This is a genomic window from Planktothricoides raciborskii GIHE-MW2 (genome assembly GCF_040564635.1).
In the GTDB taxonomy this organism is placed as follows: Bacteria; Cyanobacteriota; Cyanobacteriia; order Cyanobacteriales; family Laspinemataceae; genus Planktothricoides; species Planktothricoides raciborskii.
In genome coordinates, this window is the sequence record NZ_CP159837.1 from 3526935 (window position 1) to 3548118 (window position 21184).

Annotated in this window: 23 protein-coding genes and 1 pseudogene; 9 read left to right on the top strand and 15 right to left on the bottom strand. The window is 44.8% G+C overall.

All coding sequences use genetic code 11. The features are described from left to right. Positions 1-50: 50 nt before the first annotated feature. From ABWT76_RS14885 to ABWT76_RS14900, 4 genes are all read left to right on the top strand, one after another. A complete protein-coding gene (locus ABWT76_RS14885) occupies positions 51-545 on the top strand; it encodes a pentapeptide repeat-containing protein (protein WP_354636343.1) in 495 nt (164 codons plus the stop codon). An 11-nt stretch (positions 546-556) separates the two neighbouring features. Further along, complete coding sequence (locus tag ABWT76_RS14890; protein WP_354636344.1) at positions 557-1258, top strand: hypothetical protein; 702 nt, start codon at positions 557-559, stop codon at positions 1256-1258. A gap of 308 nt (positions 1259-1566) precedes the next feature. Then, entirely contained in the window at positions 1567-2283 is a 717-nt protein-coding gene (locus ABWT76_RS14895) for a hypothetical protein (protein WP_354636345.1), read from the top strand. Between the two features lie 40 nt (positions 2284-2323). Then, positions 2324-2992 (top strand): hypothetical protein, encoded by a 669-nt coding sequence (locus ABWT76_RS14900; protein ID WP_354636346.1) that lies wholly within the window; start codon positions 2324-2326, stop codon positions 2990-2992. A gap of 223 nt (positions 2993-3215) precedes the next feature. On the opposite strand, the gene ABWT76_RS14905 is transcribed toward ABWT76_RS14900, so the two are convergent. Beyond that, complete coding sequence (locus ABWT76_RS14905) at positions 3216-4424, bottom strand: 4-hydroxy-3-methylbut-2-enyl diphosphate reductase (protein WP_054469959.1); 1209 nt, start codon at positions 4422-4424, stop codon at positions 3216-3218. Positions 4425-4485: 61 nt separating this feature from the next. Here ABWT76_RS14905 and ABWT76_RS14910 point away from each other — a divergent pair, with 61 nt between their 5' ends. The 5 genes from ABWT76_RS14910 to ABWT76_RS14930 all read left to right on the top strand — a co-directional run bounded on the left by ABWT76_RS14910 (position 4486) and on the right by ABWT76_RS14930 (position 9397). Continuing rightward, positions 4486-4698, top strand: a complete 213-nt coding sequence (locus ABWT76_RS14910; RefSeq protein WP_156332089.1) for a hypothetical protein — start codon at positions 4486-4488, stop codon at positions 4696-4698. A 132-nt stretch (positions 4699-4830) separates the two neighbouring features. Next, positions 4831-5709 (top strand): 16S rRNA (cytosine(1402)-N(4))-methyltransferase RsmH, encoded by an 879-nt coding sequence (gene rsmH / locus ABWT76_RS14915; protein WP_231636957.1) that lies wholly within the window; start codon positions 4831-4833, stop codon positions 5707-5709. A gap of 500 nt (positions 5710-6209) precedes the next feature. Beyond that, positions 6210-7874, top strand: a complete 1665-nt coding sequence (locus tag ABWT76_RS14920; protein WP_054469960.1) for a SpoIIE family protein phosphatase — start codon at positions 6210-6212, stop codon at positions 7872-7874. A gap of 4 nt (positions 7875-7878) precedes the next feature. Then, positions 7879-8310: an anti-sigma regulatory factor gene (locus ABWT76_RS14925; protein ID WP_054469961.1), complete on the top strand. Its 432-nt coding sequence runs from the start codon at positions 7879-7881 to the stop codon at positions 8308-8310. Between the two features lie 583 nt (positions 8311-8893). After that, positions 8894-9397, top strand: a complete 504-nt coding sequence (locus ABWT76_RS14930; RefSeq protein WP_054469962.1) for a hypothetical protein — start codon at positions 8894-8896, stop codon at positions 9395-9397. Positions 9398-9672: 275 nt separating this feature from the next. On the opposite strand, the gene ABWT76_RS14935 is transcribed toward ABWT76_RS14930, so the two are convergent. The 14 genes and pseudogenes from ABWT76_RS14935 to ABWT76_RS15000 form a co-directional block, all read right to left on the bottom strand. After that, positions 9673-10440 carry an energy-coupling factor ABC transporter ATP-binding protein gene (locus ABWT76_RS14935; protein WP_054469963.1) on the bottom strand — a complete coding sequence of 256 codons (768 nt, stop codon included), beginning with the start codon at positions 10438-10440 and terminating at the stop codon, positions 9673-9675. Between the two features lie 99 nt (positions 10441-10539). Beyond that, positions 10540-11352 carry a cobalt ECF transporter T component CbiQ gene (cbiQ, locus tag ABWT76_RS14940; RefSeq protein ID WP_354636347.1) on the bottom strand — a complete coding sequence of 271 codons (813 nt, stop codon included), beginning with the start codon at positions 11350-11352 and terminating at the stop codon, positions 10540-10542. Continuing rightward, a complete protein-coding gene (gene cbiM / locus ABWT76_RS14945; RefSeq protein WP_354636348.1) occupies positions 11342-12016 on the bottom strand; it encodes a cobalt transporter CbiM in 675 nt (224 codons plus the stop codon). Before cbiM ends, cbiQ begins: the two co-directional genes overlap by 11 nt. A 201-nt stretch (positions 12017-12217) precedes the next feature. Next, a complete protein-coding gene (locus ABWT76_RS14950) occupies positions 12218-12742 on the bottom strand; it encodes a carboxypeptidase-like regulatory domain-containing protein (RefSeq protein ID WP_354636349.1) in 525 nt (174 codons plus the stop codon). Between the two features lie 217 nt (positions 12743-12959). Beyond that, the gene (locus tag ABWT76_RS14955; RefSeq protein WP_354636350.1) at positions 12960-13814 is read right to left on the bottom strand and encodes a DUF4382 domain-containing protein; all 855 of its coding nucleotides are present in this window, start codon (positions 13812-13814) and stop codon (positions 12960-12962) included. A 1-nt stretch (position 13815) separates the two neighbouring features. Further along, positions 13816-13992: a hypothetical protein gene (locus tag ABWT76_RS14960; protein WP_354636351.1), complete on the bottom strand. Its 177-nt coding sequence runs from the start codon at positions 13990-13992 to the stop codon at positions 13816-13818. 137 nt (positions 13993-14129) lie between these two features. Further along, a pseudogene (locus ABWT76_RS14965) lies at positions 14130-14498 on the bottom strand (hypothetical protein); the annotation flags it as partial. 339 nt (positions 14499-14837) lie between these two features. Continuing rightward, positions 14838-15131, bottom strand: coding sequence for a type II toxin-antitoxin system RelE/ParE family toxin (locus ABWT76_RS14970; protein ID WP_354636353.1), 294 nt, complete (start codon positions 15129-15131; stop codon positions 14838-14840). Then, positions 15128-15433, bottom strand: a complete 306-nt coding sequence (locus ABWT76_RS14975) for a type II toxin-antitoxin system ParD family antitoxin (RefSeq protein ID WP_354636354.1) — start codon at positions 15431-15433, stop codon at positions 15128-15130. The genes ABWT76_RS14970 and ABWT76_RS14975 overlap by 4 nt, the downstream gene beginning before the upstream one ends. 842 nt (positions 15434-16275) lie before the next feature. Next, positions 16276-16521 (bottom strand): hypothetical protein, encoded by a 246-nt coding sequence (locus ABWT76_RS14980; RefSeq protein ID WP_354636355.1) that lies wholly within the window; start codon positions 16519-16521, stop codon positions 16276-16278. Between the two features lie 22 nt (positions 16522-16543). Next, positions 16544-16801, bottom strand: coding sequence for a hypothetical protein (locus ABWT76_RS14985; protein WP_354636357.1), 258 nt, complete (start codon positions 16799-16801; stop codon positions 16544-16546). 123 nt (positions 16802-16924) lie between these two features. Further along, positions 16925-19504, bottom strand: a complete 2580-nt coding sequence (locus ABWT76_RS14990) for a trypsin-like peptidase domain-containing protein (RefSeq protein WP_354636419.1) — start codon at positions 19502-19504, stop codon at positions 16925-16927. A gap of 201 nt (positions 19505-19705) precedes the next feature. Next, positions 19706-19972 carry a hypothetical protein gene (locus ABWT76_RS14995; RefSeq protein WP_354636358.1) on the bottom strand — a complete coding sequence of 89 codons (267 nt, stop codon included), beginning with the start codon at positions 19970-19972 and terminating at the stop codon, positions 19706-19708. Between the two features lie 448 nt (positions 19973-20420). Next, positions 20421-20993 (bottom strand): COP23 domain-containing protein, encoded by a 573-nt coding sequence (locus ABWT76_RS15000; RefSeq protein ID WP_354636359.1) that lies wholly within the window; start codon positions 20991-20993, stop codon positions 20421-20423. Between the last annotated feature and the right edge of the window lie 191 nt (positions 20994-21184).

Sequence of the window (21184 nt, forward strand, 5' to 3'; positions counted from 1 at the left end):
CTAAAAAAAATAAATGTGTCATTGTTAAAACCGAGAATAGGTGACAAAAAATGCCCAAAAAACTTAGTAAAGACGAACTATTAAATCGGTATGCAGCCGGAGAGCGTAATTTTATAGAATCCGACTTAACCGGATTAGATTTAAGTAGAGTTGATTTACCGGGAATTAACTTAACTCGTTCGGTGTTAAGTCGGGCTGACTTAACCGAAGCCAACCTGAGTAATAGCATTTTAGTTAGTGCTAATCTTAGTTCAACAATTCTCAATCGAGCCAACTTCACTCGCGCTAATTTAGTTCGTGCCAATCTGAGCCGTTCTTTGCTCAACAAAGCCATATTACAAGAAGCTTTATTGTTACAAGCTGATTTAAGTGGCGCGATTATGATTCAAGCCAATTTATATAAAACTCGGTTACGCCAAGCCAATTTAAAAAATACTAATTTACGCAGTGCAAACCTAGAAAAAGCCAACTTAACGCATATTCAGTATAACTATGAAACCTTATTCCCCGAAGGATTTGATGCAGTTAAGGCCGCTGGCATCTAGCTGGCATCTATATGTCTGATTATCCAATTGCTTTTAATGCAAGTGATGCAGACGGTTGGAATTTATTCTGGAAATATATTATTTCAAATAATCAATTTTATTATAATGATTTTTTTTGTTCAATGTTTTCTGATTATCATAAGCTAGTTCCTTTATTTAAAAAACACGGCTATAAAACAATTCTCTGTGCGGGCAATGGCATTTCCCTAGAACCTTACTTTTTTGCTAATGAGGAATTTTCGGTGACAGCCTTGGATATTTCATCGGAGGCTAATAAATTTTTGGCTAATTTTCCACTGAATCCATCGGATCTGAGGGGTTTTTATCAAGAGAATTACCCAGGGAATAAGGAACCCGCTGGTAATTTTTATCAAGAGGAAATATCAAAAATTAAGTCTGTGAAATTAGTGACTGGAGATATTTTTAATTCTGATTGTTGTCCAGGGCCATTTGATGTGATTATTACTCGAAAAACGCTGCAATGTTTTTGGGGAAAATCTGGGGAAAAAACCTTTGAAGGGATGCAAGCACTTTTAGCTCGTTTGAGTCCTCATGGGTTACTGTATGTTCATACACATAATACTGATCCTTGGAATGACGCAATGATTGAATGGGTGCAAAGTCAAGGAATTTTAGATTATAGTGATTACAATGCTGATATTGGAGAAAAAGCCGATCAACGCTTATTTTATTTTTGGTCTACTTCTGGTTAATTTTATTGGTTATTGGTTATTGGTTATTTGTTGGTTGTTCTTCGTTCTTTGTTCACCAACCAACCATCAACCAACAACTATCAACCAACAACCATCAACCAACAACTATCAACCAACAACCATCAACCATCAACCATCAACTATAGCAATCCTAACTCAATCGTGAAATAAGCCCTCACCCCTAACCCCTCTCCCAGAAAGGGAGAGGGGAGAAGACAGATGTTATAAATCATTTAGGACTGCTATATCAACCAACAACCATCAACCATCAACCAACAACCATCAACTAATTATAGGAGTATTCAGCCGTGCGACGTGACCTGGAAGGACTGCCAATTACTAAAGGAGAAATTCGCCGCATCAGCGGGATTTCTGTGGATGATTTGATGCAAAATTATACTCTGAAAGACCAGCAAAAACGTTCTAAATTTTTGTATAAAGAAACTACGGTGGTTTTTGGTTTAACCGGAATGGTTTTTCTGGGTTCCCTGACTTTTGGGGATGTGATGTTTTGGCAACTTAGGGGGATAACTTTTGATTTAATGATTGCGAATCAAATGCCCTGGTTGCTGTTTGGTAGTATGGCGATCGCTTCTCTGGTGGTGGCGATCGCTGCCCGGTTTTTCTGGCTAAAAAATAACACCCGGAAAGCGGAGTCTTTGCTAGGAATTTTAGCAGACGTGGAAAAGTATAATGATTTAATTGACGTGATTCATCTCAACGATCTCTTAGAAGACGTGGGAAATACGGATGTGGAAATTATTAATCGCAAACAAGTGATTACTGCCCTGAGACATACGCGAGAAAATTTAGTTCGGGCATTGAAAACAGAACGGATTTTTCGCGAAAATCAGCAGGTAATTACCCGAAACCCGGACTTATTTGCCCATAATTTAACTTCTGTGGAAGCCATGCAAATGAGCGATCGCGCTACGGAAAGGGGTAGATTACTTAATGAAGCCTTGCAAATTGCCCTTAATGCTCAAGCGGAAATGCGTAAACTTAAACAAGACCGATTTTTTTAAGCCATAATCCATTTATTTGTAATTTACGGATTTGTTCAAAATGAGTGATAATGACATTAAAGCATTAGAAATTACCCAGGGAGAACTCAGACATTTTATCGGCATTGACCCCAGCGAAATTGCCCGACCCCTGGATTTAAAAAATCCCCAAGATGTGTTAAACTTTTTACTCCAAGAAATACTAATTGCCGTGGCGTTGATGCCGATAATTGTTGGCGTTATTTATACATTTATTATCTTGCCTCTAATTGGCCCATCTGTCCCCGTAGCGATCGCGGTAATTTGTGCTACTTTGGTAATAATTATCATCGGGCGTTGGCTGTGGCAAAAAAGAACCACTTTAACCGCATTAGTTAGCCTCTTGCAAGATGTAGAACGCTATAATTCTGTGATTAAAGCCATTCAAATTAGCGACCAAATCGAAGCCGCAGGAAATCGAGATGCGACTATCAGCGATCGCCAAACGGTGATTTCTGCCTTAAACCTCACGAGAGAAGATTTACTGCGGGCTTTAAGAACCGAAAGAATCCTCCGAGAAAATAAAGAATTTATCGGCACAAATCCCGAGTTATTTGCCAATAATTTAACCGCCATTCAAGCGTTACAAGTGAGCGATCGAGCCAGTGAATATGGGCAATTTCTCGATCGCGCCTTACAAATTGGCGTCAGCATTCAAACGGAAATGAGAAAATTACAAAATCAACGTTAGATTAGTTATTAGTTGTTGGTTATTGGTTGTTGGTTATTGGTTGTTGGTTATTGGTTGATGGTTGATGGTTATTGGTTGATGGTTGATGGTTGGTGGTTGGTGGTTATTGATTGTTAGTTGGTGGTTAGCTAGTAGGTTGGGTTGACGTAAGTAAACCCAACCAAACTAAGGGAAGAGTCAAGCGCAACATCTTTGGTGGGCAATGCCCACCCTACTAGATTAATTAAACTAAAGCTGGGGCGGTTTTCTGTTCCAGAATTTTGGCGATCGCCTCTTCTACAGACTTATCGGGAGTGGATGCCCCAGAAGTAATTCCCACAATAATTTTGCCATCAGGCAACCAATTTTCTTTAACTTCAATTTCCCCATGTAACGTCTTATATTCAATCCGATTACCGGGAAGAATTCGGCCAGGACCATCAATCCAATAAGAAGGAATCCCACGATGTTCGGCAATTTCTTGTAAATGGCTGGTATTAGAAGAATTAAACCCGCCAATTACTAACATTAAATCTAACGGTTCTCCCACCAAATTAAACATAGCATCTTGCCGTTCTTGGGTGGCATCACAGATAGTATTAAAGGTTTGAAAATGCTCGGTTAATTCCGTCGGCCCAAACTTTTTCAGCATGGTACGCTCGAACAGTTTGCCAATTTCTTCGGTTTCACTTTTCAGCATCGTGGTTTGATTGGCAATGCCCACTCGTTCTAAATCTCGATCAGGGTCAAAGCCCGCCGAGCAAGCTTTGGCAAATTTCGCCATAAATTCGGTTTTATCCCCCCCTTCCAGAATATATTGCGCCACATATTCGGCTTCCTGGACATTTAGGACGATTAAATATTTCCCGGCAAAAGAACTGGTGGCGATGGTTTCTTCGTGCTTATATTTACCGTGAATAATCGAGGTATATTCCCGTTTTTTATGCTTTTCTACGGTATTCCAAACTTTGGAAACCCAGGGGCAAGTGGTATCGACAATTTTGCAGCCTTTGTTGTTGAGTAACTCCATTTCTTGAACCGTTGCGCCAAAGGCGGGCAAAATTACCACATTTCCAGAGTCCACCACGGAAAAATCTTTTTCTCCATTGTTGACCGGGATAAATTCCACTTGTAAATTTTTTAAGTCTTGGTTCACCCCTGGGTTGTGGATAATTTCATTTGTCACCCAAATCCGTTCTGTGGGAAAATGGGTGCGGGCTTCTAATGCGATCGCGATCGCTCGTTCTACTCCCCAGCAAAAACCAAAAGCCTCTGCCAGTCGGATGGTTATATCTCCACGACTTAGGGTGTAATTGTTACCCCGAATTTCTTGGATCAGACTACTTTGATAAACCGAGTTCATTGTCTCGTTCACTTCCTCTTCGTGGCCAAATCCCTTGCGATAGTAATTTTCCGACTGCTGTAAGGAGCGTTTAAATGCTTTTGTGTCCATTGGTCTGTAATTTCTCTCTCTGGGTGAAATCGGGTCAATTAGTTTCTATTTTAAAAGAAGCTTGTACCATCGCCACGGCAAAAACCGTAATCTCCCGGTTTTGCCCAAAAAAACTAGACGGACTCACAAGAGTGATCGCCTGAGAACTTTTCAAGAGACGGTGACAGCAGCGGATTTAGGCGAAGTTAACCGCATACAACCGCATACAATAGAAACCGGAGACAATCTGGGAGTGAAGTCATTTAGCAGTAACGAAAATCTATCAGGTAGATAGTATTTAGTAACAAAAGCACGAACAAAGGTGCTTTGCTCTCAGGGAAATGCAGGGGATGGAAACTAGCGGATATTCCCGCGAAAGGGAACTCGCAAAAAAATTCCGTTGGTACAGACTGTTCAGAGGTTAATCGTGAATCAAGAGAAAACAGCAGATTTTATTCACAAGCCAGTATTAGCTGGTGAGTTGATTTCCCGGTTGGAAATTCAACCCGGTGGGCATTATTTGGATGCGACTTTGGGCGCAGGGGGTCATAGTCGGTTAATGTTGGCGGCAGCACCAGATGTCAGGGTGACGGCGATCGATCGCGATGAAATGGCGATCGCGGTGGCGAAAAAAAATTTGGCCGAATATAGTTCCCAAGTTGAATTTTGGCACGGGAATTTTGCTGCTTATGATTATACCCATCAGCAGTTTGACGGGATCATTGCCGATTTAGGGGTGAGTTCTGGTCAGCTAGAAATTGCCGAACGGGGCTTTAGCTTCCGAAATACTGGGCCTTTGGATATGCGGATGGATTCTCGCCAATCCCTCACTGCCGCTGATATTGTGAATTACTGGGACGAAGAGCAACTCGCCGATATTTTTTATCATTACGGCGAAGAAAGACTGGCAAGGCAAATGGCACGACGCATCGTGCAAAAGCGACCTTTCAACACCACCACGGAATTGGCGGAGGTAATTGCCCGCAGTATGCCTCGACGCTATCGCCATAGCCGAACTCACCCAGCCACGCGGTTTTTCCAAGCCCTGCGGATTGCCGTGAACGAGGAAATTTCCAGTTTGGAAACTTTTTTGGCCAATGCCCCAAACGCACTCAAATGCGGCGCACGGATTGGGGTGATTAGTTTTCACAGCTTGGAAGACCGCTTGGTGAAGTACGCCATGAGAGACTCGGAGATTTTAGAGGTGCTGACCAAAAAGCCCGTTCGCCCGAAAGGAGAGGAATTGGCGGAAAATAATCGATCGCGATCGGCCAAACTGAGGATCGCCCAACGGCTGAGTCCGTGATATATAAAATAATGGTTTATTCCGGTTTGACTGCGGAACTGTGTCAGATTAACTCCGGGAAAAGAATTCGAGGTAAAACCTGGATGATAACTTAAATCCCAGAATCACGGTAAACTCAATTCACAGCAACAATGACATCGGCATTGATTAGTCTTGTTTTGAAGTGCTCCTGGTTCAGGGGAATTTGCCAAAAACATGACTGAAATTCTAACAAATCCGTTGAATAGAAAAAAATAACCAACCATAGACCAGTTAAAACTTAGGAGCATAAATAGCGTCGCCAAGGGCGTGTTGCGAAGCACATCAGCCCACAGACGCTCAAAAACCGTAGCGAAAGTAACCACACCAGGATACAGCCGGAGATTTCTATTAATGCCAGTATTTCTGCACAGCCACCAATGGGGAAAAATCACCCCAATAACCATTAATGTAGAAATGGATGTTATCGGGAACTATCCCACCTGCGTCACCGTGAATCCATTAGTTAAGTGGGGGATTGCATGAGTCGGGGAAAAGGGAGCAAATTGAAAATGATGGTTGTTGATGACGAAATCGACAACTTGGACTTGCTTTACCGCACATTTCGGCGAGATTATAAAGTCTTCAAAGCAGACAGCGCCTTCAGCGCCCTGGAAATCTTAGATGAAGAGGGCGAAATGGCGATTATCATCTCGGATCAGCGGATGCCCGAGATGAATGGGACAGAGTTTTTGGGCAAAACCGTAGATCGGTTTCCCGACACGATTCGGATCTTACTCACCGGCTACACCGATGTAGAAGACCTGGTAGATGCAATTAACTCTGGTCAGGTGTTCAAGTACATCACCAAACCCTGGAATCCAGAAGAACTTAAAGCCGTAGTTCAACAAGCCAACGACACTTATAACGTTCTGAAGAAAAGAACTAATGAGTTACAGCGATCGCTGCGTCGGGAATCTCTGTTTAATGCAGTCATGTCCACAATCCGGGAATCCCTGGATTATCGCAGTATGCTGCAAACCATTGTGCAAACTCTGGGGGAAAACTTTGAAGCCACCAGTTGCGTGCTGCGAACCGTAGAGGGCGATCGGCTCTTAAAGGATGCCGTTTACTACCATTGCCACGTTGATTCTACCAATGAAAACCTCCACGAAGATCCGCTACTACAAACCGTCTTACAAACTCGCAAAACCGAATTAGTCCAAAATCAAGACAACGGCAAAAATAGCACCCAACTGGTCGTACCCATGATCTGTGGTCAAGAAGTCTTGGCCATTCTCTCTGTCTACCAAGACGGCAGTGGGGACAATTGGAGTCCAGAAGATATTCAGCTAATTGAAAGCGTCACGGAACAATCTGCCCTAGCGCTGTCTCAAGCCAAGCTCTACCAACGCACCCAAGAGCAAGCCCAACAAATGCAAGCTGAACTGGAAGTGGCTCGGCAAATTCAAATGAATTTATTGCGCCAAAGTTGGCCGGAACTGGAATCAGCCCGGGTTCGAGCGGGCTGTTTTCCTGCCAGAGCCGTGGGGGGTGACTTTTTTGAAGTTTACGTTCACGCCCAAGGAGACATCTGGCTTGCTTTGGGGGATGTTTCCGGCAAAGGAGTTCCGGCGGCTTTATTTATGGCCAGCGCCATGTCCGTGTTGCGTCGGGAACTCTCTCAAGAACTCTCTCCTGATACCGAAGTGGTAATGAAAAACTTGAATGAAGCATTAGCCGACGATCTGATTGGCAACAACTGTTTCATTACAATGGTTTTAGCTCGCTATCGGCCTTCGACTTCCGAGCTCGCTTATACCAATGCCGGACATATTTATCCTCTGGTGTGGTCTCACCGGGCAGTGATTACCAAATCCGCACCCGTGGAACCGAATTTCCTCAAAGCACGGGGCATTCCTTTAGGGATTTTGCCGATCTGGAGAGGCAAATCCGGCAGCTTACAGTTAAGTCCCGGCGATGTTTTTCTCCTCACCAGTGATGGACTGACCGAAGCCACCGTTACCAATGCAGACCCCTCGATTAAGGGACTTTCAGTGGGTTCAATGTTGGAACAAGAAGGCTTGTGGCAAATATTGCTGCAACAGACTGACCAGCTAAATGTAGATTCTGTATTAGCTCGCGTCAGAGAGGTGGCTCAACAACAGGAAGATGACCAAACAATATTATCTCTAGAGGTTCTGTAGGAAGATGAAAACTGAGTTACATGTACCCAGCGATTTGCGATTTTTGTCTGTGGTCGAACATTGGCTCTTGAGTTGTTTAGAAATGGATTTAGGGGAAAAAGTGGATTGGCCCCGGCAAGCGAATCGCTTACGCTTAGTGTTAGCTGAAGCTTACTCTAATGTGGTGCGTCATGCTCATAAAGAACAACCAAATTTACCTGTATTGTTGCGCTTGGAAGTGAAGGAGCGCGACTTAGCTCTGGAAGTTTGGGACTATGGCAAGGGCTATGATTTATCAGAATATTCCAAGCCCGTTCCCGAACAAATGCCCGATGGTGGCTATGGTTGGCTGATTATGAAGAAGCTGATGGATCGGGTGGAGTATAAGCTGGAAGTTGATGGTCGCAATTGTTTGAAGTTAGAGGCTTCTTTACCGGCAAAAGAACCCGCAAAATAGACTTATTCCCGCTTTTTTTTATTTTCTTTTCTAATATAAATTCTCACCGCTAGTTTGGCCAACTTGCGGTTTATTATCTTATTTCGATTTTTACGGTGAGTAGGGTAGCTATTGCCAGCCCTCTACCCCAAATTACAGCGCTTTTCTGCTGAATAGACCACAGATGCTTAGTAGGGTAGGGGCGAAGCATGACCGCATATAATCTCTGGAACAAAATAAAAAATTTTGTACCGGAATGCTTCGCCCTTACGGATGGGGTGCTGGCATGAAAATACTGCAACAATCGGTTTGTGGTTATGCTGGAGGACTATTGTGCTTTGATCGGATCCAGAGACGGGCATCGCGGATCGGGAATCAGGTGTAATTCAGAACAAAATCTCGTCGATCGCGATTAGTGGGTTAGGGGGTTGGTCATTGACCGGCAAAATTTTCAGTTGGTTGGGCTTTGACCATAAACAAGGGGGATAAAATTCTAGAGAAAACTTCAGTTTTAGAGAAAAAAAATGTAAAACAATGTAAAGTAATGTAAAATAATGATACAAAGATTAGCCATGCTCTTTCTCGCGACTTAGGGGAATCAATTATGCAGAAACTGCACACAGAAATTGAAGCGATTCGGAATCAGATTTATCTACTCCAAAAAGAACGTTCTCGGATGAAAATTCCAGCGATCGCCCCTGTGAATGATTCCCCAGAAGCGATTTCTGATGCTTATCGGACTCAGGCGAGAGAAACTGCGGTAATTTCCGCCGAAATTAAAGGAATTGATGATGCGATCGCGGCTTTACAAAAACAATTAAACCAAAAACAGCAGCAACTCCAACAACAAAAAGCTGATGGTCGTAATCCGATTTTACAAGAATTAGAAGCCAGTCAAGCCCAAGCTAAACTTCATGCCCAACGCATCAATGAGTTAGCGGCAGAATTGGCCGAAGAAGTCAAAGCATTGAAGGCGATCGCTGATGATATGAGTCCGAGTTATTGGCAAGTTTATTTAAAACCATTTATTACCGGATTTAAAAGTATTTCTGTCCCCTTTGTTCGTTCCGATGGAACCGTTTGGACAATTGTAAATCGGCGGGTATAATTTAATCAAAATCGGCGACTGTAGGGGCGAAGCATTCCCGCAGAATTTTGATGGTTAAAAGCGTAAATTTTTTACGGGAATGCAACGCCCTTATACAAAATCGGCGACTGTAGGGGCGAAGCATTCCCGCAGAATTTTGATGGTTAAAAGCGTAAATTTTTTACGGGAATGCAACGCCCTTATACAAAATCGGCGACTGTAGGGGCGAAGCATTCCCGCAGAAGTTTGATGGTTAAAAGCGTGAATTTTTTACGGGAATGCTTCGCCCGCCCTGACTAACCAGAAAAATGCTGTAAAGAATGGGGTTTTTCCAGACCAAATGCGGTCATAAGTTGCCGATCGCCCATAATTTTTGCCGGAATTCCATCGGCAATAATTTTTCCTGCGGCCATCAAAATAACGCGATCGCAGACTTCTAAAATCATCTCCAAATCGTGAGAGGAAATTAACATAGTTTCTGAAGCCCCTTGTAAAAATTGAATCAGCCTTCGTCGGGCTAAAGCATCTAAATTCGCGCTAGGTTCGTCATAAATTACTAACTGCGGTTGCATGGCTAAAACACCAGCGATCGCTACCATACGTTTTTCCCCTCCAGACAAATGATGAGGAGGACGGGGGGCTAATTCTTGCACTCCGGTTAAACTTAAAGCCCTGTCAACTCTTTGGTTAACTTCTTCGGGAGAAAGTCCCATATTTTCTGGGCCAAATGCCACATCTTCCCACACCGAAGCACAGAATAATTGATCGTTAGGATTTTGAAACACTAAGCCAATTTCTGAACGAAACTCACCGGGAATTACAGGTTTGTCAAATAGACTGATTTCTCCCGTAGCGGGTAAAATCCCACAAATCGATAAAAATAACGTGGTTTTTCCTGCGCCATTTGGCCCGATAATCCCCACTCGTTCCCCCGGTACAATGGTTAAATTGATATTTGTTAAAGTTCCGGCACGATCTGAGTAAGAAAAATTCACGTTTTTGAGGGCGATCGCGGTTTTCACCGTTTCCCGTTTACCCGAAATTCTTTCCAATTGACTTGTCATAGATTTTGCTACTTATGCCCTGGGATTGATTCGCTAATTTTTTGATTATAGCGAATATTTGCTGAAAATACCTGATAGCTTATAGCTGATTGCTCATGCCTATAATAAAATTTCGGTGCCGATTAAGCTGATGGCGATAATAACAGAAATTGATAAGGCGATCGCGCTAAATTTATCCGGGAAAATTTTCTGTTTAATCCCTAGGGATGGGTGGGTTAACTTTTGGTTAATCTTGTGGTTAATCTTGCCATAGCCTCGGAGACGCATAGCATTATAGACCTGTTCTGACTGTTCATAACTGCGGACCAATAAAGTCCCCATCACCGACGCAAAAATTCGCAAATTTCTCCGGGTCAGATTACGCGGTTTAAAACCCCGCAACCGTAAAGCAATGGTTAGAGTTTGCACTTGTTGCCCCAATTCAAAAATATAACGATAAGAGAGTAGGGTCATATCTGCCAAAATAGGAGATAAACCAAGCGATCGCATCGCCTTAATCGTGGTCAAAAAGGAACAAGTCCCAAACAACACCAAACAAATGGTCATAATCGCCACAAACCGGCTGGCAATTAACAGCATCGCCAAACAACCTTCTTGGCGTAAAGTTAGAAAAGTCCATTGCCCAATTGCCCATTGACTAATCACCGTTTCCCCAGAAACAAATGGCAGCAAAAATACCACACCCATCAGAAAAAAACCTGGGTAACGTAACCGAGTTTGCCAAAAAGAACGAGGTAGGTGAGACAATCGATAAACGATCGCCGTAATCAGCAAAACTACCGGCAATAAAAACAACTTTTCTACCCCGGCAAAGGCAATCATTAATGAACCCAAGCCGATTAATTTACTTTCTGGTTGCCACCGATGGATCGGCGAATTTAAATGGGCATATTCATCAAGGTTAAATTTCATCGTTTAATGGCATCCTGTTTGCTACTTCACCTTTAATTAACTCTGGTTTTACTCGTTGCAAAAACATCACTAACATCGCCGTAAAAATTCCCTCAATCATAATCAAAGGAATATGACTCAGCATCAGTCCATAAAGAGCCGATCGCTCAGTCAGGTTATCCAATTCAGCGGGTAAATTGCTAATCACTAAAATGAAAAAAATCATCAAAGCGAGTCCTAAACCAATAGCGCCCGACATAAAAGCAAAAATGCTAGTAATAACCGGCTTTTGCTCCCTAAATAAATAGCGTAACTGAAAAATATGATAAGCTAAAATAGCCGGAATTCCCATCATCGTCGCATTGACTCCCAACGTCGTTAAACCCCCATGACCAAACATTTGACCTTGGAAAAATAAGCCAATCAAAATCGCGGGAAAGGCATAATATCCCAGAATCGTGCCTAACAGTCCATTAAGGACAAAATGAACACTTGCGGGAGGAATAGGAATACTAATTCCCGAGGCCACAAAAAAGGCAGCAGTCAATAAAGACGCTTTGGGAATACCTTGTTGGGGATTTTTTTGTCGATTAATTTGCCGCAAAGAATACCAAGTCGCTAAACCAGCGATCGCATAGCCACCAATACAAACTTTAGCTGGGAGAATCCCATCCGCAATATGCATAATATTCCCAAAAAATAGTAAAGGAAAAACAGTCAAGAAAAATCAGTAATATTTGACTATAAGTAAATAGATCATAAGTAGATGTGCATAAATAAGATCGCAGACCCTATTAAATGCAAAAACTGTCATTCCCGCGAAAGCGGGAATCCAATGATTTACGTCGGAGAAAGAAAATTACAGTTAATTATGTTCATCTACTTATTAATGTTGCTGTTCCAGAGATTTACGGGAAAAAAACAAAGCAGTTCCCACAAATCCCCAACCCACGGAAATAATCATTAGACTTTTTTGCATTGGAGTATAGTTTTTGTTAGCAACTGATTGCTGATTCTGGGTTTCTGACTGATTTTCAGCATTCGGTTCATTTTGGTTAATCGAACTTGGGGAATTACCCCCAGAAATAGCCCCAGGAATACTAATAATATCCCCATGACCCGCTTGCCGAACTTTTACTTCCCAATTGCCAATTTTAGTCGGATCGGGGACAAAAATAAACCCGCCTTTTTCATCAGTAGTTCCTGTTAACCACGGAGTACCCGGATCGTCCGGGGCATAAATTGTTACTTGAGCATTTGACATGGGTTGACCACTATCATAAGTGGCATTAATTTGCAGGGCATTGGTGGATTTATATTGAATATTTGCCCCATGCGCGATCGCACCACCGGGGCAACTGACCACCCCCAGTAAACTTAATCCAATCAACCAATTCATCTTTTTAATCATAACATTCTCCTGGGATTAATCTTGTAATATTGTAATATTGTAGGGTGGGCAAAAGCCCTAATCAAATCCAGCGGATAAATCCCATAATTTTGCCCACCCTACATTGATGGAACTCATATTGTAATATTGTAGGGTGGGCAAAAGCCCTAATCAAATCCAGCGGATAAATCCCATAATTTTGCCCACCCTACATTGCTCTATTATAATTTTCGTTTGGTTATTTCTCGGTCAACAATTCGTGACAATGACCTTCTCCCACATGACCCAAACTCGGTAAAATACCTTTAAGTTTCTCATAATCTGCTGGATCGAGTTTAGCCTTCAAACTGGTCAAATCCGCCTCAATTTGATTATTTTCCGCAATATTTGCCAGAGGAGAAAACCCTAAAGCCCCAGTATTAATCTCATCATCCGGGGGACTTTCTCCATCCCCAAATAAATGATCGAAATGAAACGTCGCTTCTAAATCAGCAGTTCCTCCGGTTGATAAAATACCCTTGCGTTCTTCCCCTACAAACTCACCACATTTAAAAGCTAACTCTTGATTAATTTTCAGATTAAAGTTAATCGTTTCACCCCCTTTACTCGCTTTACCAATTAAAACTAATGGATAACCTTGATTCGGTTCGCTAGTTCCGGGAGTCATTTTCCAAGAAAGCGCATTATATCTACCAGCTTTTGCCGGAATTTCCGCCACTATAATCGGTTCAGCATTTTCATCTCCTGCTGCCAAATCAACAGTTTTCATCGACACAAGATCCACGATTTCTTGCGCTTGAATTTCCCCTCCTTTATGGGCATCATAAGGAGGATCTGTTTGATAAGCCTTCACCTCTGCTAAATTCACATAAACATGGTCAAAGGAAATTTGCCAACCATCTTTAGACACAAAACCTTTCCTAACAAAATCTTCTCCATTAGCCCGTAATTGTAGAGTCCCTTCGGCATTATTAGCCACCTGATTAGTCCCTTGATTATTTGGAGAATTTGCCCCTTGACTGTTAGAACAGCTAAACAGGGGCAATAAGCCAAACCAAAGAATTGCTGGGATAATAAAATACGATTTTTTCATACTAACTGACCTGTGGGTGATTTTTTCCTGGCGGACACTTGCAGCTAATTGCCAGGAAAATTTTCCGATAATCGCTAAATCCAGATCCAGTTAACCGCCGATTAGCCGCATTTTCAATCCCCACCCAGGGCATTTTTGACCACAAATATAAGACAGCGATCGCATTTCCTGGATTCAAGCATTGCCCAAGATGATACTAGGTAAGGGTTCTGGCTAAATCCTTGAGAATTGTTTAAATTTTGCCACCGACAAAAAATTGACAAAAAAACCCGGTTTGCCAATAAACCGGGTTTCTGGTATTCCTGATAAAATTAACTAGCCTTCGGGGTTAAATCTGGCTAACAACTCTTCTCGATTAAGTTGCATAATCAGTTGAGTTATTTCCAGGGCAGATAGTTGAATTAACGGCTCAATAATTTGGGATAACTCCCGATCTATTGTGCCAAACTTCACTTGAAGCATGGTTTCAACCATCAGCCGTTGCCCTTGTTGAATTCCTTGTTGAATTCCTTGTTGAATTCCTTGTTGAATTCCTTGTTGAATTCCTTGTTGAACTCCTTGTTGGGTAGCGATTTCTAGTCGTTGCAAATACATGGGCGATAGTTCCATAATTAACTCCCGATCTTCTCGATCCAAATCTTGACGTGCGTCTAAAATTGTTTTTAAGTTATAAAGCAATTCTAGCCACAATTATTTGCCGGAATGCTTCGCCCCTACGAATTTACTATTTTATTTTGGGAACCCCAGAAACCGGGTTTCTTTTTTGCATCCCACAGATAACCCCGGATACCCACAGCAGAAACCCGGTTTCTATACCCCCACCATCAACCCCAAAACCCCAAAACCCCAGAAACCGGGTTTCTTTTCCGCATCCCACCGATAACCCCTGATACCCACAACAGAAACCCGGTTTCTATACCCCCACAGATAACCCCAAAACCCCCAGAAACCGGGTTTCTTCTCCGCATCCCACAGATAACCCCTGATACCCACAACAGAAACCCGGTTTCTATACCCCCACCATCAATTTCTAAATAATTCTTCTAGGTCTTGTCGCCCATGCACAACCCGCAGAATTTCCACCGTTTCTCCTCCGGTACGATAAAGAATAATGTAACCGTCCAAAGGTAAACCGCGCAAATTTGTTAATAAATGCCCATAGCTTTTTCCCATATAAGGAAACTGGGTTAAATATTTACATTTCCGGTTGAATTCTTGAAAAAAGCGCTCTCCTGCTGCAATATTCTGCAACAAAAAATACTCGGAAATATCATTCAAATCCCGACTGGCAGAGGGCGATATCTGATACTGACTCACTCAACGTTACCTCCCTTTGCCTGCTGAAAACGCTCCAGAATTCCTAACACAAATGTTTCCCCATCTAACCCTTCGCCTCTGTCCATTTCTGCCACAGCCTCTTCCACCTTAGCGCGGGTTTCTGTGAGCCATTCTTCATGCTCAGTTTGCAACTGTTCCAGCAGACGAAAGGCAGCATTCACAACTTCATCGGGATGATTGAAATTGCCCCTCGCTAACTGGGCGGCGATAAACTCCTCTTGTTGCTTGTTCAATGTAATTTGCATCACTGTCTCCAGGGGTTGCTCTCCTCGTGGTTGCATTTTAACCCAGAAACCTGCTCCCCTGCTCCTGGTTTGTTGGGTTTCGTTCCAAAGACCCAACCTACGAACTGCTTTATTTACCCGTAGGGGCAAAGCATCCCGATCCCAGAAACCGGGTTTCTTCTCCGCATTCCACCGATAACCCCTGATACCCATAACAGAAACCCGGTTTCTATACCCCCACAGATAACCCCTGTAACAGAGGGCGAAGCATTCCGGTAATATATCCCCTGTTTCAGCCCCAAATTATTTGCCGGAATTATACAGAGGGCGAAGCATTCCGGTAATATATCCTCTTGTTTCAGCCCAAAATTATTCGCTCCTCTTGCTTCGCCCCTACATAATGACATGAACCGCTGTAGGGGCGAAGCATCCCGGCAGACATTTATCGCTCTTAACCAGTAACCTATTACCGGGATGCTTCGCCCTCTGTTTGGTGTATGGGCGAAGCATTCCGGTAATATATTCTCTGTTTAAACCAAAAATCATTTGCCGGAATGCTTCGCCCCTACGAATCTACTATTTTATTTTGGGATAACGGTTGGCAGCGGATGGATTGAACCCCAGAAACCGGGTTTCTTCTCCGCATCCCACAGATAACCCCTGATACCCACAACTTGGGTCCCGGTTTCTCTACCCCCACAGATAACCCCAAAACCCCCAGAAACCGGGTTTCTTTTCCGCATCCCACAGATAACTTCTAATATTCACAACAGAAACCCGGTTTCTCAACCCCCACCATCAACCCCAGAAACCGGGTTTCTTCTCCGCATCCCACAGTGCTGCATGGTGGGTATCATTTTTGTTGGCTAAAGCCACCCAGACCCCGGTATCAACAATAATCATTCTATATTTCCCAGTTCTTGACTTAAAATCGCCTCACAGTCTTCTGCCAAATTGGGTTCAGCTTCAATGCAACCCACAAAGCCAATTTTAGTAAATTTTTCCAGATGGTTATGAGAAGTTTGCATAACTTGCTGATAATAAGAGTCCAATGCTGAGTCTAAAATTTGCTCTAGGCTTTGTTTGGTTTGGTTTTGAATTAAAGCCAGTTTTTCCGCCTGTTTTTGAGTGAGTTGAGTAGTCATTTCTATTTGTGCCTATTTTTGACTATTTTATTTCAGGATAGCGGTTGGCAGCGGATGGGATGAAACCCAGAAACCGGGTTTCTTCTCCGCATCCCACAGATAACCCCTGATACCCACAACAGAAACCCGGTTTCTCTACCCCCACCATCAACCCCAAAACCCCAAAACCCCCAGAAACCGGGTTTCTTCTCCGCATCCCACCGATAATCCCTGATACCCATAACAGAAACCCGGTTTCTCTACCCCCACGGGATAACCCCTGTAACAGAGGGCGAAGCATTCCGGTAATATATCCTCTGTTTCAGCCCCAAATCATTCGCCGGAATGCTTCGCCCCTACAGAACCACTCCCCACACCCCCCACCCCCCCCACACTCCCCACACCCCCCACACCGATGGCGGCCCTACCGCACCCTCCACAACCGCACCACCCCATCCACACTCCCAGAAGCCAGGGTTTGACCATCTGGACTGAAGCTGACGCTAAACACCTGGCCTGTATGTCCGGTGAGTTGGCGCAGTTGCCGTCCCGTAGCCACATCCCACAGCCGCACTGTTTCATCCCAACTCCCAGAAGCCAGGGTTTGACCATCGGGACTGAAGCTGACGCTTCTCACATTATCTGTATGTCCGGTGAGTTGGCGCAGTGAGCGTCCCGTAGCCACATCCCACAGTCGCACGGTTTTATCCCGACTCCCAGAAGCCAGGGTTTGACCATCAGGACTGAAGCTGAAGCTATTCACGCTGTCTGTATGTCCGGTGAATTGGCGCAGTTCCCGTCCCGTAGCCACATCCCACAGTCGCACTGTTTTATCCCAACTCCCAGAAGCCAGGGTTTGACCATCAGGACTGAAGCTGACGCTATTCACGCTGTCTGTATGTCCGGTGAGTTGGCGCAGTTCCCGTCCCGTAGCCACATCCCACAATCGCACTGTTTGATCACTACTCCCAGAAGCCAGGGTTTGACCATCGGGACTGAAGGTGGCTGTATATCCCTTGAGTTGGCGCAGTTCCCGTCCCGTGGCCACATCCCACAGTCTCACTGTGCCATCATTACCCCCAGAAGCCAGGGTTTGACCATCAGGACTGAAGTTGACGCTATACACATAGCTTGTATGTCCCCTGAGTTGGCGCAGTTCCTGTCCCGTAGCCACATCCCACAGTCGCACTGTTTCGTCCTCCTCACTCCCAGAACCTAGGGTTTGACCATCGGGACTGAAGCTGACGCTTATCACATAGTTTGTATGTCCGGTGAGTTGGCGCAGTTCCTGTCCCGTCGCCACATCCCACCGTCTCACTGTATTATCCCAACTCCCAGAAGCCAGAGTTTTACCATCAGGACTGAAGCTGACGCTACTCACACTGTTTGTATGTCCCTGGAGTTGGCGCAGTTCCTGTCCGGTAGCCACATCCCACAGTCGCACGGTTTTATCTTCACTCCCAGAAGCCAGGGTTTGACCATCAGGACTGAAGCTGACGCTTATCACATAGTTTGTATGTCCGGTGAGTTGGCGCAGTTCCCGTCCGGTAGCCACATCCCACAGTCGCACTGTATCATCCCCACTCCCAGAAGCCAGGGTTTGACCATCAGGACTGAAGCTGACGCTTTCCACACTGTATGTATGTCCGGTGAGTTGGCGCAGTTCCCGTCCGGTAGCCACATCCCACAGTCGCACTGTGTTATCGTAACTCCCAGAAGCTAGGGTTTGACCATCTGGACTGAAGCTGACGCTATTCACACCCTGTGTATGTCCCTGGAATTGGCGTAGTTCCCGTCCCGTCGCCACATCCCACAGTCGCACTGTTTTATCATCACTCCCAGAAGCCAGAGTTTGACCATCGGGACTGAAGCTGACGCTACTCACTCTGTTTGCTGGTCCAGTGATTTGGTACAAAAACCGCCCCGTGGTTAAATCCCACAGATAAATATCTTTACCTCCATGTAATGCTAATAACCGCCCATTGGCGCTCACTGCCCCACCCCAAGCCGGACAATCAATTTCCCAGAGGGCTTCCCCAGTGGCGAGATTAAATAAAGTTGCTCCACCACCAGAAATCACCACGGTTAATTCCTGGTTCAGGGCAATTACTTCGCTGATAAATCCCCGTCCCAGTCGTTTTATCATCCCTTGTTGCTGTAATGCGGCCAGGGTGAAATCGCCGCGCAGATCCCCCCCAGCCCCCCTTAAAAAGGGGGGAGTTTGGTTATTCCTGGGTTGGGGGGAATTTTGACTACTGTTCCCAGGATTTTGCTCATTCCCCCCCCTTGCTAAGGGGGGTTGGGGGGGATTTTGCTCATTCCCCCCCCTTGCTAAGGGGGGTTGGGGGGTATCCAAAAACGTCGCAATAGGAATCGCCAAATTCTGCCCAGTTTTTTCCCCACCATTCCTATCCCCCCGACCGTGAACCCCAATCACTTTGCCTTGGTCATCCAATACCGGCCCGCCGCTCATTCCCGGTTGAGTGATATTGTTGTAAATTAAGCTATAACCCTGATTTGGCTGGGAAATTTTGCCGATAATTTTGCCATCGGGGGCTATTATGGTGCGGTTAGGGATGGCCTCGGTCGGTTCTGGAGCCCCCGCCACATAGACCGTTTGCCCCGCAGCCACCTGATCCGAGTCTCCCCACTTCGCCAGTTTATAGTCCTTCTCACTGGTGAAAGTCATCACCGCCAAATCCACATCCGGGACTGGGACAGTGACTTGGGGATTTGCATTGTGCCGGAAGCCATCAGGAGTGATAATCAAACAAGTAATCTGGGCATCTTTTACCACATGATGGGCGGTCAACACCGAATAAGTATTGCCCTCACGACGATAAATCATTCCCGAACCCGCCGCACAGCCATCCACCATCACGGTGACTTCCAGGGCTGTTTTCGCCACATCCTCGGACGACAGCTTCCCACAGGCCCCCACACCGAGGCCCAGAGTCAGGATGGCGATAATCAAGAAACCGGGTTTCTGCGGTAATTTTGGCATCATAATCGAGATTTATTGTAGGGGCGAAGCATTCCGGCAGATATATTATCGCTCTTAACCAGTAACTTATTCCCGGAATGCTTCGCCCTGGTATTTTATTTCAGGATAGCGGTTGGCAGCGGATGGATTGAAACCCAGAAACCGGGTTTCTTCTCCGCATTCCACAGATAACCCCTGATACCCATAACAGAAACCCGGTTTCTAGATCCCCACGGATAACCCCAGCACCCCAGAAACCGGGTTTCTTCTCCGCATCCCACAGATAACCCCTGATACCCATAACAGAAACCCGGTTTCTAGATCCCCACGGCTAACCCCAAAACTCCAGAAACCCCAGAAACCGGGTTTCTTTATCGCATCCCACCGATAACCCCTGATACCCACAACAGAAACCCGGTTTCTAGACCCCCACAGATAACCCCAAAACCCCAAAACCCCCAGAAACCGGGTTTCTTCTCCGCATTCCACAGATAATCCCTGATACCCACAACAGAAACCCGGTTTCTATACCCCCACGGCTAACCCCAAAACCCCAGAAACCGGGTTTCTGCGAAAATTTTTATTTACCCCTGTAGGGGCAAAGCATTCCGGCAGATATTTATCGCTAAAAACCAGCAACCTATTACCGGAATGCTTTGCCCTAATATTGTGCAGAGGGCGAAGCATTCCGGTAATATATCCTCTGTTGGAGCCCCAAATTATTTGCCGGAATGCTTCGCCCCTACAGAACTGCCTCTGGGCGAAGCATTCCGGTAATATATCCTCTGTTGGAGCCCCAAATTATTTGCCGGAATGCTTCGCCCCTACAGAACTGCCTCTGGGCGAAGCATTCCGGTAATATATCCTCTGTTGGAGCCCCAAATTATTTGCCGGAATGCTTCGCCCCTACATACCCATAACAGAAACCCGGTTTCTCTCACCAGCTTCCCGAAAAATTCACCAAGCCCTGCAAAGGAAAATACTGGGGCAAACCATCCTCCTCTATACGTTGAGCGTCAGCCTTACCGTCGCTAAAATCAGTAATCTTCGTTATTGCCGTTCTGGGAGTTGCGGCGTTTTTCTGACTCAGGGTAAACAGTAGGTTATCATCGGTGCAGGTTGACTGCTGATTCACCACACAAACCACCTCTTGCCCGTTTACCGGTCCATAAGTTAAATTCAAATTGGATAACTTCCCGCCATTATTCCCTACGAAAACGTTTAGCCTTCTTGTCACCTCATAACAACGGTTTTCTGGCGTCCATTTGTCCCCAAATTCCTCGCTATTCCAAGTAAACAGGGGGGTTTTGGACACCGCGTTACCCTGTTCAGCGATCGTTGCCCAACCACTGTTCCCTTGAACGCATTTAAAAGTAGTCGGTTCTTCCGGTTCCTGACTTTTTTGTCCTTCAGCGGTACTTAATGGCGCTTGATTTAAAAAAGCCCCTAAACCAAAACCAGCCAAAACCGCAACCACCAGCAGCACCAACAGTAAATATGGCAATTTCATAATATTTTCAGTCCTCTAGGGTTGGTTATGTCGGTTAAAATATCGGATAACTATAGCTACAAGACATCTCTGCCAAATATCGGTTAGGTATCGGTAAGATATATAAGTAGCGCTCCTATTTTTTTATTATGCCAAAATAAAATAAGCGGGCGCAAGCATTGCGTAAGCGGGCGCAAGCATTGCGTAAGCTG